At 46.9% G+C, this 19898-nt stretch carries 21 protein-coding genes; 11 read left to right on the forward strand and 10 right to left on the reverse strand.

Translation table 11 applies throughout. From position 1 onward, the window contains the following. Positions 1 to 12 precede the first annotated feature (12 nt). The 10 genes from FO446_RS03645 to FO446_RS03690 form a co-directional block, all read right to left on the reverse strand. Positions 13 to 432 (reverse strand): hypothetical protein, encoded by a 420-nt coding sequence (locus tag FO446_RS03645; RefSeq protein WP_047072281.1) that lies wholly within the window; start codon positions 430 to 432, stop codon positions 13 to 15. Positions 433 to 438: 6 nt separating this feature from the next. Beyond that, on the reverse strand, positions 439 to 858 hold the full coding sequence (locus FO446_RS03650; protein ID WP_173610651.1) for a hypothetical protein: 420 nt from the start codon (positions 856 to 858) through the stop codon (positions 439 to 441). Beyond that, positions 858 to 3893, reverse strand: coding sequence for a M23 family metallopeptidase (locus FO446_RS03655; protein ID WP_237899920.1), 3036 nt, complete (start codon positions 3891 to 3893; stop codon positions 858 to 860). Before FO446_RS03655 ends, FO446_RS03650 begins: the two co-directional genes overlap by 1 nt. A gap of 11 nt (positions 3894 to 3904) precedes the next feature. Continuing rightward, entirely contained in the window at positions 3905 to 5320 is a 1416-nt protein-coding gene (locus FO446_RS03660; protein ID WP_173610649.1) for a hypothetical protein, read from the reverse strand. 48 nt (positions 5321 to 5368) lie between these two features. After that, a complete protein-coding gene (locus FO446_RS03665; RefSeq protein ID WP_237899921.1) occupies positions 5369 to 5983 on the reverse strand; it encodes an S-layer homology domain-containing protein in 615 nt (204 codons plus the stop codon). A gap of 9 nt (positions 5984 to 5992) precedes the next feature. Beyond that, the gene (locus FO446_RS03670; RefSeq protein ID WP_237899922.1) at positions 5993 to 9256 is read right to left on the reverse strand and encodes a hypothetical protein; all 3264 of its coding nucleotides are present in this window, start codon (positions 9254 to 9256) and stop codon (positions 5993 to 5995) included. Positions 9257 to 9315: 59 nt separating this feature from the next. Further along, entirely contained in the window at positions 9316 to 9546 is a 231-nt protein-coding gene (locus FO446_RS03675; protein ID WP_229087933.1) for a hypothetical protein, read from the reverse strand. A gap of 98 nt (positions 9547 to 9644) precedes the next feature. Next, positions 9645 to 10049 (reverse strand): hypothetical protein, encoded by a 405-nt coding sequence (locus FO446_RS03680; RefSeq protein ID WP_221866803.1) that lies wholly within the window; start codon positions 10047 to 10049, stop codon positions 9645 to 9647. A 168-nt stretch (positions 10050 to 10217) separates the two neighbouring features. Beyond that, the gene (locus FO446_RS03685) at positions 10218 to 11072 is read right to left on the reverse strand and encodes a hypothetical protein (RefSeq protein ID WP_221866804.1); all 855 of its coding nucleotides are present in this window, start codon (positions 11070 to 11072) and stop codon (positions 10218 to 10220) included. A 104-nt stretch (positions 11073 to 11176) separates the two neighbouring features. Further along, the gene (locus FO446_RS03690) at positions 11177 to 11608 is read right to left on the reverse strand and encodes a hypothetical protein (RefSeq protein WP_173610645.1); all 432 of its coding nucleotides are present in this window, start codon (positions 11606 to 11608) and stop codon (positions 11177 to 11179) included. A gap of 134 nt (positions 11609 to 11742) precedes the next feature. On the opposite strand from FO446_RS03690, the gene FO446_RS03695 reads away from it, so the two are divergent. The 11 genes from FO446_RS03695 (at position 11743) to FO446_RS03745 (ending at position 19836) form a co-directional block, all read left to right on the forward strand. Beyond that, entirely contained in the window at positions 11743 to 11997 is a 255-nt protein-coding gene (locus tag FO446_RS03695) for a hypothetical protein (protein WP_173610644.1), read from the forward strand. A 93-nt stretch (positions 11998 to 12090) separates the two neighbouring features. Further along, positions 12091 to 12351: a hypothetical protein gene (locus tag FO446_RS03700; protein ID WP_221866807.1), complete on the forward strand. Its 261-nt coding sequence runs from the start codon at positions 12091 to 12093 to the stop codon at positions 12349 to 12351. Positions 12352 to 12440: 89 nt separating this feature from the next. Further along, positions 12441 to 12608, forward strand: coding sequence for a hypothetical protein (locus FO446_RS03705; RefSeq protein WP_173610642.1), 168 nt, complete (start codon positions 12441 to 12443; stop codon positions 12606 to 12608). Between the two features lie 314 nt (positions 12609 to 12922). Beyond that, the gene (locus FO446_RS03710; RefSeq protein WP_047072266.1) at positions 12923 to 13477 is read left to right on the forward strand and encodes an RNA polymerase sigma factor; all 555 of its coding nucleotides are present in this window, start codon (positions 12923 to 12925) and stop codon (positions 13475 to 13477) included. 37 nt (positions 13478 to 13514) lie between these two features. Further along, positions 13515 to 13934 (forward strand): hypothetical protein, encoded by a 420-nt coding sequence (locus FO446_RS03715; protein ID WP_173610641.1) that lies wholly within the window; start codon positions 13515 to 13517, stop codon positions 13932 to 13934. Positions 13935 to 13938: 4 nt separating this feature from the next. Next, the gene (locus FO446_RS03720) at positions 13939 to 14493 is read left to right on the forward strand and encodes a nucleoside/nucleotide kinase family protein (RefSeq protein ID WP_237899923.1); all 555 of its coding nucleotides are present in this window, start codon (positions 13939 to 13941) and stop codon (positions 14491 to 14493) included. Between the two features lie 13 nt (positions 14494 to 14506). After that, on the forward strand, positions 14507 to 15088 hold the full coding sequence (locus FO446_RS03725; RefSeq protein WP_237899924.1) for a lytic transglycosylase domain-containing protein: 582 nt from the start codon (positions 14507 to 14509) through the stop codon (positions 15086 to 15088). Positions 15089 to 15111: 23 nt separating this feature from the next. Next, entirely contained in the window at positions 15112 to 15918 is an 807-nt protein-coding gene (locus tag FO446_RS03730) for a sigma-70 family RNA polymerase sigma factor (protein WP_173610638.1), read from the forward strand. Between the two features lie 75 nt (positions 15919 to 15993). Then, positions 15994 to 16968 (forward strand): aldo/keto reductase, encoded by a 975-nt coding sequence (locus FO446_RS03735; RefSeq protein WP_237899925.1) that lies wholly within the window; start codon positions 15994 to 15996, stop codon positions 16966 to 16968. Positions 16969 to 17105: 137 nt separating this feature from the next. After that, positions 17106 to 18617: a spore germination protein gene (locus FO446_RS03740; protein WP_237899927.1), complete on the forward strand. Its 1512-nt coding sequence runs from the start codon at positions 17106 to 17108 to the stop codon at positions 18615 to 18617. Between the two features lie 16 nt (positions 18618 to 18633). Next, a complete protein-coding gene (locus tag FO446_RS03745) occupies positions 18634 to 19836 on the forward strand; it encodes a Ger(x)C family spore germination protein (protein WP_237899929.1) in 1203 nt (400 codons plus the stop codon). Positions 19837 to 19898: the final 62 nt, after the last annotated feature.

Raw genomic sequence — 19898 nt, forward strand, 5'->3', positions numbered from 1 at the left:
CATACGCCTCCTTTACAGTTTCTTGCGTAAAAATTTCACATTGTACCAAACTTTCTTTTCCGTACCTGAAATGTTGTGGAAGTCAAAGCGGACTTGCGCATTTGGCTTCAACGGATAGACGATCCCAAAGCTGTTTCCCATCGAGACGGACTCCGGGAGCTCTTTGGTATAAATCGTTTCACAGACCTTCACGCCGTCCAAACTCAGCTCCCAGTAATCGCCGACGCAGTAATTATTGGTAGCAAACGCCACGGATAAAAATTCTGTCGGGTAGGGAAGGGCATAGGTATCGGAAAAGACTTGCTTGGACGCAGTCACATCAATCATGCGTCCACGAATGAAGGGCTCGGTAAATTTGGAAAAGTGCGGGTAGGGGAGCTCACGTACTTTGTCGATCACGCCCCCGCCCGAATAAACAACGGAGAAGCCCACTTGTACTCACCTCTCTTTCTCTATACGAAGGACATCGGTGCCAGTTAAGAGGCCCCTCGTATCATAGAGTAGACGGATCAGATAAGATCCTACCGTTTTTCCGTCAGGTGCGAAGCCCGCAGCGGTAACCGAGGTCAAGCGCCAAAGAGAATAGTACTCCCAGTCTGGATGGAGCTGATCGACTTCAAGCGGGAAGGTGGTCGTGTCTGTAGAGCCAAACGTGAGGGAAATATCCAGCATGTAGCCAGACTCATAGAATAGCTTTGCACCCGTGACCTTTTCCGGATCGAGGGGATGCTCTCGGATTAGACGTACAGAGGGTTCCTCGACGAACGGGTCTGCTGTGACTGTCGTGGTACGGTGGACTTCATCACGGATCAGATCGAGGATCGGATAAATCAAATAATCATTCGCAATCCCAGCCATTACACAATCGCCCCCTCGTTGTTGCTCCAAAATAAATCGAGGATTTGCATATAGCCGTTCTGCGCATCGAACATCGATCGGATTCCTTTGATGGTATACGCTTCTCGGGTGGTTGTATTAGAGTCGATAATGTAAATACGATCGAGGACATCCAAGGCAGGGTTGCCAGGGATGGAAATTTGCAGCGTACGGCACAAGCGTTTTATATCAAAAAATGTTCGTCGCGCGGCCTGTCGCTTCAATTCGTCTGTCTTGGCAGAGGGAACGTGCCTCACGCCTGTGCGGACCTCGCCTTTTAACTCCATCAAAATCTCGGTATCTACGAAATGACCAGCCTTATTTTCTTCGTCCAAAATGACAAGATGGCTCCTGCCACGGGAAAAATCGATCGTCTTATGAATCGTGATCAAATTATCGTGCTCCGTAAAAGTAGCCACAATCGGCCGATTCATATCAATCTCTTCCAAGCGATACGTGCCATAACGGTCACAATAGGAACGGAATTCTGTATCTTTCATGATTTCCGCGATGGCTTCTCCGACTTTGTATTGATACGATTCGAATTTGCGTCCGGGTGGCTCAATAAAAGGATTTTTCCAACCCTTTGGGGTCAAAATGGATTCGGCATCGACTTCCACAAATTCGCCCTCTTTATCGGGCACAGCCTTGAAAACCTTGCCTGTTGCCTGCGTCACGTGGGTATAGCTTGTCTCTTGTACAATGGCATAGGGGTAGTAAATGTCTTGCGGATTGCTACGCCAGCCGTACATTCCTGCATGGGCAATCAAGTCTTGTACAATGGCGGATTTGAGGTAGGCGGCTTTGGCAGTTGGTTCAGTTGGGACAGGTGCGGTACCCTCCCATTCAGGGATCGAATCAAACTCCGTGCTGGAACGGAACTTTTGATAGATTTGCCACACGCTGTTATACCAATTCGTATCACTCGCCCATTGGTAAGCCCCCTTGTCTCCTCCTTGCCAAAAATATTTGACGTCGTCGACTGATTGGAAGCGCCAGCCTTTGCTTGCCATGGCCTCCCGATAGCGAACGGCTCCGCGGTAGAGCTGTCGCTCGATCCCTTGGTATTGCGGATCGCATTTTTCACCGGTATAGCATCCATACCCGAGAATGAAGTCTCCTGGAGGCAGACCTTTCCCCAGCGTCCCCATTTTGGTTTCGTGCTCCGCAATGGCTAACAGAAATTTATAATCGAGCTCTGGACCCTGCTGCTTGGCCTGCTTTTTGGCCATCGAGATAATTTTGTCCCGACGAGACATCGAGGAAAAAACATTGGTATCATGTGCGGCAGAATGTCCGATGTCTGGGGGATATTGCTTGTCCTCAGTAATTACCTTGTTCAAAATCTTCTTGTACATATCGCGGCAGTAAATGGTCATGGTCGATTCCTCGCCATTTAAATCGAGCTTGTCGATCAGCCCAGTAAACACGCGCATTAAATTCAGGCCATAGCCCATGTAGATCCGAACAGGAGTATTTTCGGAGAGGACACCGACATGGAATCCATTCACAAAATAAGACCAGGGGGTTTCCTTGTAGGTTTCGGGAAAGTAAAACGGATTATAGTCCGGGCTGTAGTAGCCGTTCGGGTTTGAAATCGTGATTCGTGCCTCACAGGAATCCATTTCAAACTGGTCGTCCATTTCGATGTGGGTAATATTGTCCAGAGTTAGGGTGTCAATATAGACGAACTTTCCGACCTGGAGCGATACTTTTCGCGGCTGTCCAGGCATGAAGGTGCTCGTAATTTCCCGTTCCTCAAAAAACTCCTGCTGCACCGTCGGATCGACTTTGTCTTTGTTCCCGTACAGGTCGGGGCGCCCTTGCAATTCCTTGATCTGAATGTACTGGAGGGAAAAACGATTGACTTGTTTTCCATTCCAAAACAGCTCGATACGAATTTCCATTTCGCCATTGGGAAAGGGGATATCACGAATCTCTACGTTTTCTGTCCCGGAGAATTTGTTGACCTTGATTTGCATTTTTCCATTGAAAAAAACGCGCAGCTCGCCGGCACCTTCACCGAAGTTGGTGGAGAACCCCATGCTAAAAATGCCGGGGTGAACAGAGGTCAGCTTGAGATTCATGCCAGTCGTTACGGTTGGGGAGGGGAAGACGGTCTTGTACCCTTTGGGATCAAAGGTAAAGGTGAGATTGCTATGCTCCGTCGAGCTTCTCTCGATCATGGATAGCTTTTTGGTTAGCTCGTCTACTTTGTAGACAGATTTTGAGTGCCACGTATTATTGGTAAACCGTTCCTCAAAAAGAGTTGCTCCTGGCGTTCCAACATAGGTGGCATCGGTTGTGACTCCTGCACCGTTATTGGAAGAGGCAGCAAACAGATACTTCGAACCATTCATATAAGGAAACGGATCGATAACGGCTTTTCCATTCCAGACCTCAAAGTGCAGATGAGCTCCTCTTCCTTTGGAGCGGGGGGAATTGGGATCGTCATAGGTGCCCATGTCCGTAACGCCGGCAGAGCGGACGTCTCCTGTATTGCCGCTTTTCCCGATAATAGTGCCTTGCGTGACATAATCCCCTGTTTTGACGTGGATTTCGCTCATATGGGCGTAACGGGTCCATATGCCATCCGCATGCTGAATTTCTACGCGAAAGCCAAAGCTCGTATATTTTTCAGACACAGTCACTTTTGTTACTTTGCCAGCCCAGGCAGCTTTGATAGGTGTACCGACTGGACAAGCGATATCAATCCCTTTGTGGTTGCGGTTGTCGCCCATATAGGCTGTAATATCTCGGATGCTTTTGCCCTCAACAGGAAAGACAAAGGGGATCTTGGAGAGAGCAGTTCCCCCGTCTCCTGAACCATCTTGAATGATGGTGCGGGTCAATGTTTTCTCTTCCCGCGGATCACTCATAATGAAATCGAGTTCTTCGGTACGGCCTGGCACGAAGACGAGTCGATCTACCTCGACGCGGCACGAGGGCTTCGATAATTCTCCGAGTTTGAGTCTCTCGGAGAGAATTCTACGCAGCTCATTGGACATCGTTTGCATGAAAGCACCTCCTATTTAAACCGTTCCAGGGACCATTTTCGAAAGCGATTCAAAAAAGAGACGGCCTGTGCCCGGGTAAGTAGCGAGTAAGGCATAAACCATTTTTCTTTGTCTTCCGCGTTCGATGACGATACCTCGTACATATGGTTGACGACAGCCGCTCCATCGACGAAATTGTTGATCGCAATGCCTTCGATCAAGTAATCTCCGTTGCCAAACCGCTCGTCTTCCATAGAAAGGACGGATGGTGCCCACCAAGAAGGCTTGCTGCCAGTCATCCCACCGTTTAGCGCAATTTTTTCCCCGGTGTTGCTGTTGTACATATACTTTTCGCGCCCGACATCTTCAAAGCGGGTACTCGTCTCTTTGACGTAAAAGAAATGAACGTTTTTACCTGCCTCAAGCGGCATGTTGAACAGTACCGTATGATCATCAAATTCTTGATAATCGGAACTGCTCACCACTTTTCCATCCACTTTGATGGCAAGTTGCTTCTTACCTGCAGGATAAGTACCGTTCAGGCGAAAAACACGTTGCCCCTCGTATGCCGTATAGGATTCATCCAACCGCTGTGTGGGAGGCTGTGAATCCGTAAAGCGTTGGTAAAAAGAACGCCGAAGCCGGTCAATGAGCAGAAAAGCCTCTGCCCGATTGATGTAGGCATTGGGAAAGAAGCGGTCGTTTCTCCATACGCCAGGACTTTTCACCGAAAAATATCCGCCTCGCATAAACAGAGCGCCGTTTTCGTAGCTGTTGTAGATGAAGCGCACCTGTACGCCGTTTAAATTGTAAGGAAGATAAATCGTTGCACCCGGAGCGGGACTGACCATGTAGACATCTTGCTTGAGTCCGATATATTTTTTGGCGAGTTCTTGGGCAGGCGTCGATTTCCATTCCTCTTCTGGCACATCCATTCGCTTCAAGGAGCGACCATATGCGTACAAATACTCGTTGAATTGACGACTGAACGGATTGTAGAAATACGTGTCTCCGTTATCGAGGCGTTTGTTCGGGTAAGCAAAGGAAGAGGAGTTGGGGGGGATCGGTTTGCCAAAACGGTCCAAGGCAGGCTTGCCGAAGCTGGAAAAGGCGACAACCGAGTTGGCAGATGGTGCGTAATACAGCTCGACGTCCGTTTTGTTCGGGTCAGTTTGATTTGGCCGAATTTCTTTGAAAAGGGTTTGCGTGCCGTCAATATAGACAAAGAGGGGGTTATCTGCACCCGGTGTCAATTTGGCTGCGAGCGTAAAAACTTTTTGTCCGGTGGAGCCCTTTTGCTCCTCATACAGGTAAGGAGCATTGCTTTCAAAGGAGCCATAAGCAATTCCTTGAATGAACGGTTCTCCGTCAGCCATCAAGTAATTGCTGGCCTCCATTACTTCATTAAAAAACCAGTCTTTTTCATTCACATCAGCCCAGCTGATCATTTTCATCACCTCCTATATAGAGTAGACAGAAACCCGGAACAGCCTCAGCTATTCCCGAATCATCCGCTCTACCAGCCGCCTTGTCCGATTCAAAAAAGCAATAAACTCGGCACGCGTCACGAAATCATTGGGGCGGAAATAAATGACGGGCTTCCCATCTCGGGTAATGACCGTGATTAGCCCGAGATCGGCCATTTCCTCGATGTTTTTTTGCGCCCAATGTCCTTCAATATCTTGAAATTGAAAACGTGATTCGCGTTCGATGGAGTCTTTTTTGATGAGGATCAGATCGACGGTGGCGCTGTAGCGGCGTCCCGCCTCAAGTACATGGGGGGTGATGGATTCCGCGCTTCCAAGGAAAATACTTCCCTTTTCATCGTAAAACTTGTGGGTCCAGCCTGCGTAGCTCAAGTAATCGTTATACGATTCCTTGTCTGGAAAAAGCAAGGTCAATGAACACTGGTAGCTGCTAAAACCGGAGTGGTGGATGTGAGAGGGAGCGTTGATGATTTTGATTTCGCGCAAGGAAGGCTGGGGACTTGGCGGAGAATACGGCTCGATAAGTCGGGCGTTTACTTCTATGAACTCGAACCCTGTATCGACGAACAGCTTTTTTTTGTAGCGCTGATTGGCGGTGCCAAAGGCGTATTGTTGGGTCATCATTGTACCTCCTTACAATCTTGTGTAGCTCGAGGCGATGCCAGAGCGGACTTGTTGGCTTAATTCGGTAGAAAGGCTTGCTTGTGTATTGCGAACGGCTTCGCTGACGGTTGAGCCGAGGCGTTGAAGGTCAGCTTCCGTCCCGCTCATATTGGCGATGGTAATGTTCACATTGCTGTCGCCGCCATAGGTAAGGTCGTAGGTGCTATGTGTTGCATTTGCGGTTTGCATGCCCCAGTAGGTCAGCGGCTGCAAGCCGTCGGGCATGTTGAAGGTTCCTTTGGTGGGCCGCTTGGACATGTGCAGAGATACGAGATTGTCGTATTTGGCTTTTTCGAGGCCTTTTTTTAAGTTCTCGATGTCTTTCTTGAATGTCTCATTCATTTGGTTCCCAGACAAAAGGCGATCCAATTCAGAACTCGTCGCATCGAAAGTCTCATTGATACTGCGTAAATATTCTTCATCAAGCTTCTTTACTACTTCAGAATTTGCGCTGTGACCTGCCAAGATTGCTTTGTTTCTGTCGATCGAGTATTGAAGTTCTTTACTTTCCAGCTCAGAGCTCAGCTTGTCCTTCACGGAATTAATTTTTGTGCCGGAGGTATGGTTGTTTTTATCGAGGTTATTTTGGGCGATAGAAGCCTTTATATCAGCGATTACTGAGTCTACTACGTCAGAGGCATCTGAACCCTTAGGAATTTTAGCGAATACCTCTTCGAAAAAGGCTAAGTGTTCATTCCGTTTCGTATTAATACCACTGTAGTAATCATCATAAGCTTTCAGCATTTCTGGAGAATCTTCGGATTTACCTTGATTTCTTAGAGTAGCCTGCGTTCTCTCTAATTCGGATCTTAATTTGCCTTCCTCTAGAGAGAGGCTTTCCAGATGATGACCAACCACTTCTTTGCCAAGGTCGAGTGTTTTGACCTCTTCCCATGAAGTAATTGGGGTATTGTCGAGCTTGGAGCCGCTGTCATCGATATCGATAAGCAATGAGTTCTTGTTTTTTTCTTCTTTGTTTTTGTACGCAGCGCTGTATTTATCGAATTCGAGTTGAGCTTCCTTCTCGTCCAGCTGGAGGGTATTACCTAACTCATTTTTGAGGTCTTTGCCATCATATTTGTAAGCAGCTTCGAAAGCGTTATAGTAATCGCTAAATGAAGGAGTAGTGCCACCCAGTAAGTTGATCAAACCATCTCCAAGACCTGTAAGAAATGTCGTTGCAAAAAAAGCATGTTTTAAACCAGGAGGCATTTTGTCAATACTCACGAAGTCATCCACGAGGCCTTTTTGATTTTCCAACACTCTGCTTTGTCTCTGGGAATCGGACATAAACATAGGTTGCAACCAATCTTTGTTAAGACTATCCACAAAATTTAGCGCCGTGATCCCAACGCCTACGAGACCTGCACCTTTTAACAATTTTCCGGCGTTTTTTAATCCTTTTCGCCATAGTGGTACTCTCTCGGGTGTATTATCGGGAGGCGTTGAATCTCGGTTTGCTCTCTCTCGCGTTTGGATTTCCCGTGTGGAGCCCGACTCATCCGTACCTTCCGCCGTTTCGTCTGATTCTTTCTTGTCGGCATTCTTTTTTCCTTTCAAGAACTTTTCTCGTATCTTCGTCTTGAAATCCCCCGAGAACTCCTCAAAAGCGAGAGCAGCAACAGGAGCGAGTCTGCTAGCAGTAGAGGATGAACTGCTTGCGGCTGGAGCTGAGGAAGCAGCCTGAGGACCTGCTGCGGCAGTCGGAGGTTTGGGTACAGCCGTCGACAGTGCTTCTGTCAAATCCTTCAAGGCTTCTCGTGTTTTCTGGAGCTGTTTTTCCTGCTGTTTTAAGTCACTGGTCATTTTCTTGATTTGCTCATCAGTAGCAACGGACGTATCAGAGAGGGCACGCAGTCTCTCATCCAGCGAAGAGACGGCAGGAATCAAGGTGGTAATCGTGTTCTGCAAACCACCAAGTGCGCGCTGGACCAAAAGGATTCGACTTGTGAGCAAATGTGCCTGACGTTCTACATCGCGCATCTTCAGCCAGAGCAGATGCAACTGTTTCAGCAGCTTTTTCTCTTCTGCAATCAGTGCTTTTAACAATCTGTCATTGTACGGATACAAATCTTGTACCTTTTTCTGTTCCAACCTGTTGCGAATCAATCGAGTGCGGGCTGCCTGATAAGAAGACAGATTTTGCAATTGCCAAGACTGGATTTCCATTGCTTCTTGTGTAAAGGGAGAAGAGGATTGACCAAACAGTGCGGTAACGCGTTCTTGTCTTCGCTGCTCACTTCCTTCATGAAGATTGCGCCGGGCTTTGACGTAGGCGGCTTTTCCGCCGTATTGATCCGCATCCGCAGCATTTTTCAACAGTCGTACAGCGAGCGATAATTGGCTCTGGCTTTCTCTCATGCGCTGAAGGAGGTGGACCAAAAGAGTGGGAAAGCTACCGGGCTGATTTTTAAACATATCGAATGCTTCAAGGGAGGTTGCCTGCCAGATGGTTTGCATCCGGGTTTGGGGAGCAAGAGGGTCATCTGGTAACAGAGCTGCTTTCTCCCGAATATCGGCTACCGTTGCATGCGGATCATTTGATTGGCGAGAGGACGTATAGTAGGCTCTGGTTACTTCTTCAAGGCTGACGGCATGTGTTAGTGCAATATCCCGCAGGTCTTGTTTGACTCCTGATCGCAAGTATTCGCGCAAAGCAAGTGCTACTTCTTCCACTTGTTTTTGATCCGTCGTTCGTCCTGAAACGCGTGCATGCGCCAAATCCATCATATTTGTATCTTTGAATAAAAAATTGCGCTCTGCCTTTTTTAACAGGCGGTTCAAAGATTTCGCTGACTCCCAATTTTCGATATCCATAGAGGTGATAAGCGTGTGAAGGCCGCTGCTCATCATGTTTTGCAACACATCTACGGCAGCCTCTTCCCATGCTTGTGGATGGAGGGTGCTTCTCGTGCCGTATGCTTTTTCCGTTCTTTTAACGGGAGCATCAGGAACAGTAGCAAAGCGGAACGGGGAAATGGCTCCTGTGCTTACGGACAGCCGGGAAGCAGAAGCAGCATGGAAAACTGGCTGAGACTCGTACTTACGGGAAAAGCTGAGCGGCTTCGACTCAATGTCGCGTATCATCTGGCGTAATTCATACAGTTGCTGATTGATTGCTTGAAAAAAGGGGGTTGCTTGCTCCGCTCGAAATGCGGATGCCGACGGCCCTACAGAACTCCGTGCAGCACTCGTTATGGAGCGGAGGGCATCGGTCAATCGTTGGGTTTCCATGAATATCACCTTCCTCAAAAGAAAAATCCCGTTCTGGTCTTAGAATAGACAGAAACGGGTTATAGACCACCTAACACTTTGCCAAGTACGGCAATATCGTCTTCGGAAATTTCCTGATAGTCTTGCGAACTAGATGCATGGGGAGAACTGGAAGTAGAATTCGTACCCTTTCTTCGCAAGAAAGGAAAACCCATGCGTGTTTCTACCTCAAATTGAATGTATTTGTTCACTCTCTTCATTAATTCTGCTACTTGGGGAAGGGTGTACTCCCAAATATCCCATTTCTTCAAACCACAGTCCTTATGGAGATGAAAAAATAGGTCGCCCCAATCAAGTGGCTCACCAGATTCCGTATCGCGAATGGTGGAACTGTCACCCTCGCCACTCTCTACTTTTTTAAGCCGTTTAGACCAATGAGAATGTTAATAAGCTTTTTGGCCGTCTCCAAATCACAATGTTCATCCAAGTACTCACGAGTAACCGTAGGGTAGTTGCGAAAGCCCAGAAGCAGGATATCGAATAAGTCTTCTTCCTTGTTTTCATACGGGAGAAAATTAAGGATAATCGCGTCGATATGAATGGTTCCTAGCTTTTTCATCAGGAGGCGGGCGTCTTTTAAGGTCACAGGCGGAATCCGGTAGGTTTTGCCGTCACGCAGCATGATTTCACTATCATCTTCAAAGAAAATAGCCTCTACCAGATCAGCCTCCTGCTGTTTTTTGATCCGCTCTACAGCTTCCTGGTTCATCATCTCTGCGTGTTTTTTTTCCAGATCTTCTTGGTGGTTTAGCACGGAAGAATCCCTCCTTGAACAATAGTAGATTGTATTTGTTAAATATATCTACTTGCTAAAATGCGTTGTCGTTCGCTATGATTCGTTGTAAGTTATTCCCTTTAAAAAAAGGAAGGCAAGAGCGAAGAGCCCGGAGCTCTCCACTCAGCCTGATTACCCTCGAAAGAGTTACACTTTTTTGGTCGATACGAAGCGTTTCACACTGCCTAGCTTGCCATCTGCTCGCTCTGGATCAATAACGGACAAGGAAATAGCGGAAGTACTGGCTGTGGAGCGGGCCGCATCGATCGAGAAGCTGCCTTTTGCCATGCAGGAGAACAGCTCTGTCTCAATGCCTGCATAGGTTCCATCCTTTTGCAGGAAGGAGCCGTGATGGACGACATGAACCGGGAATGGCACTTCATCCATCAAAATGTCGACGACGTCTACGGTTTCGGTTCGCTGATAGTTGAATACCACATCTTCATTGAGCAGGGCTGGGGAGAAGATAAGACGCGTTTTATTTTCACTGCCATCCTGGAATGTATCCACCATGAATTCGTCAGCTTTTGGAGCAGCAGACGTGCTCAAGTTTACTTGCTTCAACAGGCGATTGCTATTTTTCAGACGAACAGCAAATCCGCCACCGTTGAAGAGCTTGCCGCCAAACTCGACTTCACAAACACCAGCGTCACTACCAGCGGAAGTTGTACGATCCAGGCTGCCAGCAGTAACTGCTTTTTGCTCACCCAGTACATACACATAGTCGCTCTTTTGCTCTTGCAGCTTGGAGCCCATCATCAGTTCGAGAGCCGCCAGATCAAATTTGGCATCCGTTGCGGTAATCTCAATGCTTTTGGATTTGACGAGAGTGTCAATGGCGAATAGCCCATCGCCGCCAAAGATATCCTCCATTTCAACATTCATGTCAATTTTCAGGTCCTGCATATTACCAAGTGTAATGACTTCGACGCCATTTCCATCCTTGGAAGCGCGTTTGGCAAGAAATTGACCGACACCTTTGATAATCATTTTTTTAGACAATGAAAGTCACTCCTTCTAAATAGGGGATTTGGTTGCTGTTGCTGTATCGTGTGAAAAGGGAACCGCGATCAGCTTGTCATAGGATAGACGGGGTTTTGAAATGTCTAACAAACTTGCAAAGTAAACTTCGTGATCAGTGTGAAACAGTACGCAGAGGAATGATCCGTATCGGATTCCTGCTGGGAGACAACATAGGTGTCCAAACCTTCTATTCCATTCATCGATAAGCTTTTGCCGTCTAAGAGATGGAAAAGATGGTTCGCGATTTGATGCGCCAGCTCGATATCGCCAGCCGTGATCACATCTAATCGGAAAAAGCTGGTGAGAAGGAGGGGATTATCGGTGTCGCGCTTTCCAGAGGTTGCGTAGAAGGAAAGGAGAGGCTTCGCAACATCAGATAGCGGAGCGAGTTTTCTTCGCTTGATAATCTGCTTGGACAGGGAGTCCTTGTCTTCGGAAGCAATTCCGAGTAATGCGAGCAACTGGCTATCCGTAGAAAGTAATTCATAGAGATGATGATAGAGGTCGACAACCATGAATGATTCACCCCCTTTTGATGGGAATTTTTTGGAACAAAATGTGCTCCTTCTACGTTCATAGGTTAGACAGATGGGGAAGATGTCTCCCTTGGAATACATATTCGGTCGTAAATAGCCAGGAGGTCATAACATTGAGAAGTGATAGGATACAAATCGTCATTCAACAAACGAAGGAAAAACTTTCTGCGAAGGCACTGGAAGATCATGAAGCCGTTGTCGGGATTATGGCGATGGCCAAAAACTTCATGATAAATGAAGAAAGTGTGCGTCACATTATTCACGAGGTTTTTGATGGAGATAAGGAACGGATGGCAAAGGCATTGACAGTAGCCAGCCATTTGATAGATGAAAGTTTGATACAAAAAATCATCTCAGATGTAAAGTAAGCCCGTCCACAGCGGGCTTTTTCTTTTTATAGGGAGATAACTCATTCGAAACTGTCTATTCTATTTCAAACAAATAAGAATCGAGGGATAAGAATGAGAGATTCCAAAAAAGCCGTATTGTATGTCGTAATTATTGCTGCATTAGCTGAGTTTCTACTAGGAGAGGATATCGATCGCGAAGGCTGGGAGGAGCTCAGTGACGCACTTGGCATGTTGGGAATGGATCTGAATGAGGTTTTCTCAGAAAATGATTCCTTGCTGCTTGGACTTCAAAAAGTTTGTCAGGAATTTGGGAAGATGAATATCACAGAGGAAATGATAGAGGAATTATACGTAGAGGACCAGCTGGAATAAACGGCTGGTTTTTTTATTTCAAAATCCGCTTAATACATCGCTAATCGCTTCGTATAGATTCGACAACAGGCAAAAGGAGGGGAGAAACCATGTACTATCAGATTAGTTTTTCGGCAGATGGAGAGCAGGTGCAGGTCATGAAATATATGTCGACCCAAGACACACCTATAGCCGTTTTGGAAGAGTTCTTTCGCGAGCATGTTCAAATGAATCCTGAGTCCTTAAAAGGAATTGGGATCGTCAGGATCGGTGGGTAGTATGGCCTGCCAGGGATGTGATTATGAAAAAGCCTGCCAAAAGAAAATGACAGTCAATGACATCGTGTTGTCAGCAAAGGAACAGGATGTCGTGCCCATGACTTGTCGTTGTGTGGTTCATGACATTTGCCGCGATTGCCAATGGTACATCAAGCGCCAGTGTGCTTCATGGAAGATTTTGAATGGAAAAGTATTCACGGCTGGTACCTTGCAAACTTGTCCGAAAAAAGTTTTAAAAACGGGTTGCTAAAACCTTCCTCCCATTACCTAGTGTGATAGAGCAACTGTGAATAGGAGCATGAGGAGGGAAGTACATGACAGATCAACTTCACCAGATGGACGAGTTATTTTTTGCAGGGAAAGTCGATGATTTTTTACAGAAGGCAAAGGAAAACTGTGAAGCCAAACTGACCGGAATGACGTTTGCTGGAATGACCCACGATGATGTCGTTCAGGAGGTTCTCTTAAAGGTGTATCGCACGATGAAGGATTACGACCAGGAAAAAGCCAGAGTGACTACCTTTGTCGATCACGTGATTACGAATAAAATTCGCGACTGCTTGCGAAAAGCCGGCACGCAAAAAAACCTGACAAACAGTAATGCAGTTCTTGTTTCGGATGGAGATGAGAATGAAGAGGAAACGATGATCAGCCGTATTGCTGCTCCGATTGAGGAGTTTCGATATGAGGAAGTTGAGATGATGATCGACATCATGGAGTATATGAAGCTGTCCACGCGAGACAAGCTGATTCTCCAGATGAGAAGCGAAGGCTATTACCATGAGGAAATTGGCCAAAGATTCAATATCAGCAAGGAAAGAGTGTGTCAAATCATCAAGGCGATTTTAAAGCAGTACGGTGAGCTGTGAACATACACAAATAATCGATGAAAAGGAATGATCCAGCATGGCAGTTTTGTTGAAAAAGATGAATGAGGAATTGACCGAGGAGCTCTCCCATCAGGTCATTGGAAAATACGTACACGTTCCGACCAATATGCATACAACGCCTACAGTCGAAGGTGGAGAGGACGAGGTAAATATTTGGTTCGGCGGTTGCGTAGCGGGCATTGAAAAAGCAGTCATTGCCTTCGATTACGAAAAGCAGGAGTTTCGTGAGGAGCCGTTGACCTACACTAACTTTTTGCTGACAGACGGTATGGGATACACGGTGAATCGACTCCATTCCGAGATTTATGAGATTACAAAGGAAGAATTCGAGCAAATGCTAGCGGATCATCTGGCTACTCAGGCTGCTGAGCTTGAAGCAGAGAAAAAGCTTCGTGAAGCAGCAGAGGAAATCACGACAAATGAGGAGACGATGTAGTGCCATGAGACAACCCACGATTGTCGCTTTCGAAGGAATTGACGCCAACGCGAAGGAAGCCCAAGCGGCGTTACTGGAAGAAAATTTGAGATGCCTCGGATATAAGGTGAAAAGAGTATCGTTTCCGCGTTTAGATACCCCAATCGGAGCAGTCATTGGCATGTGGCTTCGCTGCGAAATTGAGCTGGATGAGAAAGCAGTAGGAAAGCTTTTTGAAGCGGATTTTTTGGACTATCAGCGAGAAATGGCGAGGATTTCGAAGGAAAACGTTGATTTTATCATCATTGATCATTACGAACTGTCCAATTATTACTACTTCTATATAAAGGATACTCCCCTTTCCTGGTACGCCACGATGAGTGATTTGACAAAGCGACCTGATGCAACCTTTTTTCTGCGAACCGAAGTAGATGCGAATCATGCCACGCTGCTAAAGGTGCAGGAAGCCTATCTTTCCCTGGCCCATGCTTCGCGCCGATCGGTTTATACGCTGGATACGGAATCGGAGTGGAGAGAATGCAGAAAAACATTCTCCAAGCAGTCCATCAGGTACATCTGAAAAAGCGAGTTACGTGCTAACAAAGTTATTCGGCATTGTTGCCGCAGTGTTCATTCCCGTCAATGCTGTACTGCCAGCCGTAGAAAAAGGACTGTCGGAAGTTCATCCTGTGATGAAACTGGCCATGGACACAAATAGGCAGTTGCATAGAAAAAAGGAGCTTTCAACCATAATCACACAGGTTGCACCGAGACTTGATAAAGCAACAGTCGAGCTTTATACAGAAACGATTTTGGGATTATCCAATCAATACGAAATAGATCCGGTTTTGATCATGGCGATGATCTGGCAGGAAAGCCGTTTTCAGTACGACGCGATCTCCAGCAAGGGAGCAAGAGGATTATTACAAGTCATGCCACGCACTGGAAGCTCGCTGGGAGTTCACCCTGATGACCTGTTTGATCCCGTGATCAATCTACAAACAGGTATCAAATATTTAGATCTCTTGCAAAAGAAATATGGAAATCTTCGTTTAAGTATCATCGCCTATAACCAAGGCCAGGGAAATGTCGACCGAAATCGTTATCACGACGGCTACTATACAAAAGTCATGACCCATTACAAAAAAATGAACGGCTTATTAAGAGAATCATAGCAGGTAGGCTGGGAGGAGGTATTATGAGTGAGCATGCTGTGTTCGTAAAACAGAGATTGGGCAAGAAAAAAGAACAATACTCCTTGTATAACATGGAGAATATTCGCCGCTGCAAGGAAGACAGTGAGTTTCTTGGTGACGTTATACTCGCAAATGAAGAGCTCATTTGGCATTCTGTGCACAAATATATCGGAAAGCCTGAGACATTAGTGAAGCAATATTGCTTGGAAAAAGCGGATATCTTGCAATTGGGGAGAATGGGAATTATCAAGGCAATCAAAGCCTTTGATATCGCAAGAGGCGTGAAGTTTTCGTCCTTTGCAGTCATAACGATTGTGAGGGAGATCAACTGCTTTTTGCGAGATAGCGGAAATATTGTACGGCCGACTAGAACGGCAACAACGATTCTCCAGCACATCAGTAAAATAGAAGCAGACCTGGGATATCTCCCTACCATAGAGGAATTGTCCGTACTGTTGGGTGAAAATGTGGAGCAGATCAAAAAAGCGCTGGATGTCGGGAGACCTGTCAAGTATTTACAAGAGCCATACTTGAAGTCATCCGCTTCGAGCCATGAAGCTGCCACCGCTATGGACGTCTTGAAGGACGAAGGAAGAGACGTGGAAGAGTACGTGCTGGACAAGCTATTTGTTACCGCTTTGCTTGCGCAACTGCAAAATCAAATCTCATCAAAAGAGTGGCAAGTCCTGCAACTAAGGATGGCAGGCTACAATCAGACGCAAACAGCAGATTTTTTAAATGTATCCCAAATGTGTGTATCAAGAACTATGAAAAAAATACAGAATATTTCGAAAAATAAACTTTCCTAATCTTATTTTTCAATCCCCACCCAAATAGGAGATAATGAAAGAGCACTCCTATTATGAAAAGAGGTCGATCACAATATGAAATACTACCGACTCGGTGACAGTGGATTGAAGGTATCGGCATTGGGATTAGGTACGAACTCATTCGGAGGGCGTGCGGATGAGCAAACGTCTGTAAGCATCATTCATACCGCAATCGAAAACGGGATTACCTTTATTGATACGGCAAATATTTACACACAAACAGAATCGGAGCGAGTCATCGGGCTTGCGTTAGAAGGGAAGCGGCACGAGGTCGTTTTGGCGACGAAGGCTGGTTTGGTAAAAGGCGAAGGACCGAATCAGAGAGGTTCATCACGCTATCACCTAATGCTGGAACTGGAGAACAGCTTGAAGCGTTTGCGCACCGATTATGTGGACTTATATCAAATTCATACGTTTGATCCAGAGACACCTTTGGAAGAAACACTCCGCGCACTAGATGACATGGTTCGATCAGGGAAAGTGCGTTACATCGGGGCCTCCAACTATGCAGCATGGGAATTGATGAAGGCAATTGGCATCAGTCAGCGGGAAGGGCTGAATCGATACGTATCAACGCAGGTCAGCTACTCGTTGGCAGATCGGACACCGGAGCGTGAACTCGTACCGCTTTGTCTTGACCAGGGGGTGGGGATCATTCCGTACTTCCCGCTTGCTGGCGGAATTTTGACAGGCAAATATACCTCGGCAGAACAGGCCCCCGCTGGTTCGCGGGCGGACAAGGAGCCGCGCTTCGTCCGGTTGTTAAGTGAGGACAAGCTGGAGTTTGGACGCAAAATCAGTCAGGTCGCGGCGGAGCTCGGTGTATCCTCCAGTGTGCTGTCTTTGGCTTGGCTCATGCACAAGCCGGCTGTCTCTTCGGTGATCGTGGGGGCGACCAATGCAGGGCAGCTTTCGGATAATTTGCAAAGTGCAGCGTTGACACTGGATGAAGCGACCTTGGCAGAGCTGGACCGATTGAGTGACACGTATCGATACGGGGAACCATTTGCCGTATATCGTTTGCCGTAACAATGGTGACAGTTAACGACTAACATGCCCAGTCCCAAAGCCTCCTTAAAATAGGGGGCTTTTTTGCGTTTCAGCATAGACCCCGGAGCCATGAGGGATAGTAAACATATCCCGAACTGGAAAAAGAGTGATTCGAAATGATTGATACAGAAAAAAATTCTGCGCTTTTTCATTGCTCGTTGGACGAAAATCTGGAAAAGGTGAAGAAAGAGCTGGGCAACAGCACGGATCTTGTGACGCGGCAAGTGCGTCTGAAAGCAATCGATCAGGTTGTGGTAGGGATTTTGTACACCGAGGGTCTGGTCGATAAAAATATGATTAGCAGCTTCATGGAATCTCTTATGCTCCATGCAAAAAAGATGGACATCCCTGCGGAAACCGAGTGCAAAGAAAGATCATTAATACTAATGAAGGATTTCCTGCTGACGATCGGTGGAGTGGAAGAGGTCTATGACTTTGACCACTTGTATGATGCGATATTGACGGGGGATACCGTTATTTTGGTAGATGGATATTCCTACGGCTTTATCGCAAATACGAAGCAGTGGGAAGACCGTGGTGTTCAGGAGACTTCCGTGCAAACGGTGGTTCGGGGTTCCAGAGAAGCGTTTTCGGAAAACCTCCGAACCAATACAGCTTTGGTGCGCAGGCGGATCAATAATCGCAATCTTTGGTTGGAGACCATGCAGATTGGGGACATGACACAGACCAAAGTCGCCATGATGTATATAAAAGGAGTCGTGCAGGACAGCGTAGTGGCAGAAGTGAAAGAGCGGTTGGGGAAGATCGAGATCGACGGTATTTTGGAGAGCGGGAACATTGAAGAAATGATTCAGGATCATACCTTTACTCCGTTCCCGACCATCTACAATACAGAGCGTCCAGACTCGGTGGCAGCCGGGCTGCTGGAAGGCCGCGTTGCCATTTTGGTGGACGGTACACCGATGGTTTTGTTGGTACCAGCTGTCTTTGTCCAATTCTTCCAGTCTCCAGAGGACTATTACATGCGTGCAGATTTTGGGATCCTGCGCATTTTGCGGTTTATTTCTTTCTTTATCGCTTTGCTTGGTCCATCCATTTATGTTGCGATTACCACCTTTCATCAGGAAATGCTGCAAACCAACCTGCTCATGAGTATAGCAGCCCAGCGTGAAGGCGTACCATTCCCTGCTGCAGTCGAGGCGCTGTTGATGGAGTTTACCTTTGAAATGTTGCGAGAGGCAGGAGTGCGCATGCCGAGGGCGGTTGGATCAGCAATATCCATCGTGGGAGCACTGGTGCTGGGGGAAGCGGCTGTGCAGGCAGGACTGGTTTCACCCGCTACGGTCATCGTCGTTTCCATTACGGCAATCACCAGCTTTGTCTTCCCTTCCTTTTCCATGTCCATTCCGATTCGACTGTTGCGGTTTGGTTTGATAGCACTTGCCGCCAGCTTTGGTTTTATCGGCATATTTGTGGGGATGATCGCCTTGTGCATTCACCTAAGCACTTTGCGCTCGTTTGGTGTCCCGTATATGGCTCCGCTGGCCCCCGTGAATCTGGCCGATCAAAAGGATACGCTGCTTCGGATTCCGATCTGGATGATGCATACGCGTCCTCATTTTTTGCGCCAGAAAAACAGCGTCAGAGAACGAAAAAGTAAAATATAGACGAGGGGGAGACGGCATGAAACGAAAAGGGGTGTTCCTCCTGGCTCTGACTCTTCTCGTTTTATTGACAGGCTGCTGGAACCGCAGAGAATTAAATGATTTGGCAATCGTCATGGGAACTGGTATCGACAAGATTGACGGAGAGTACGTGATTTCCGCTCAAATCGTCAATCCGGGAGGGGTAGCGTCAAAGGAGGGCGGGGGGATGAACCAATCATCTGTTGCGACTTACAGCATGCGGGCATCTAGCATTTTTGAGGGAATCCGGAAAATGACAACGGTAACCCCGAGAAGGCTTTACTTTTCCCATATCCAAGTGCTGGTTTTGGGGGAGCAGATAGCAAAAGAAGGGGCAAAGGAAGTGCTGGATTTGTTGTTTCGCGATCATGAGGTCCGGCCTGATTTTTATGTCATTTTGGCCAAGGACGCGACAGCCCTGCAAATTCTCAGCATGATCGATCCACTGGAAAAAATCCCGGCGACGAAGCTCTATAAAAGCTTGGAAACAGCAGAGAGTGCCTGGGGATCGATTGTCTCCATTCAATTGGATGAATTTATTGCGGATTTGCTACGGGACGGGATCGAGCCAGTGTTGGTAGGCGTTAATTTGAAAGGGAAGGTACATATGGGGACTTCTGGGGCCAATTCCCAAAAGGAAAGCCAGTCATCGCTGTTGAGGTATCACGAAATCGGTGTCTTCAAAGGAGACAAGCTGCGGGGTTGGTTTAACGAAGAGGAAAGCATCGGATTCAGCTACATCACAGACAGAGTGGACAGTACCGTAGAAGAAATTCCTTGTGATAAAAACAATAAAATTGTCATTGAGATCATCCGAAGCAAAACAACTGTCAGCGGCAAGGTGGAAAAAGGCAAACCACAGGTGGAAGTGAGTATTTCCGCAGAAGGCAATGTGGGCGAGGTAGCATGCAGCAACGATTTGTCCGATCCCAAAACCATCTACAAATTGGAAGCTGACGTAGAAAAGCAGATCAGAGACAAAACATTGCGCGCCATCCATAAAGCGCAAAAGCAATACAGATCAGATGTTTTTGGATTTGGGCAGTCGATCTACCAAAATGACCCCAAAGGGTGGGAAAAGGTGAAAGAGGATTGGGATTCTCAATTCGCCAACCTGAAAGTGAAGATCAAAACAGATGTGAAGATCAGGCGGTCAGGAAAAGTGGGCAATTCGTTTATTCCTTTCATGAAAAAGGAGTAGAGCATAACTTTTTCCATCCATGGAAATGGTAAAGGTAATCCTGCGAAAAAGTAGGTGCACGG

Origin of the sequence: Brevibacillus brevis (assembly GCF_022026395.1) — a bacterium.
Lineage (GTDB): Bacteria > Bacillota > Bacilli > Brevibacillales > Brevibacillaceae > Brevibacillus.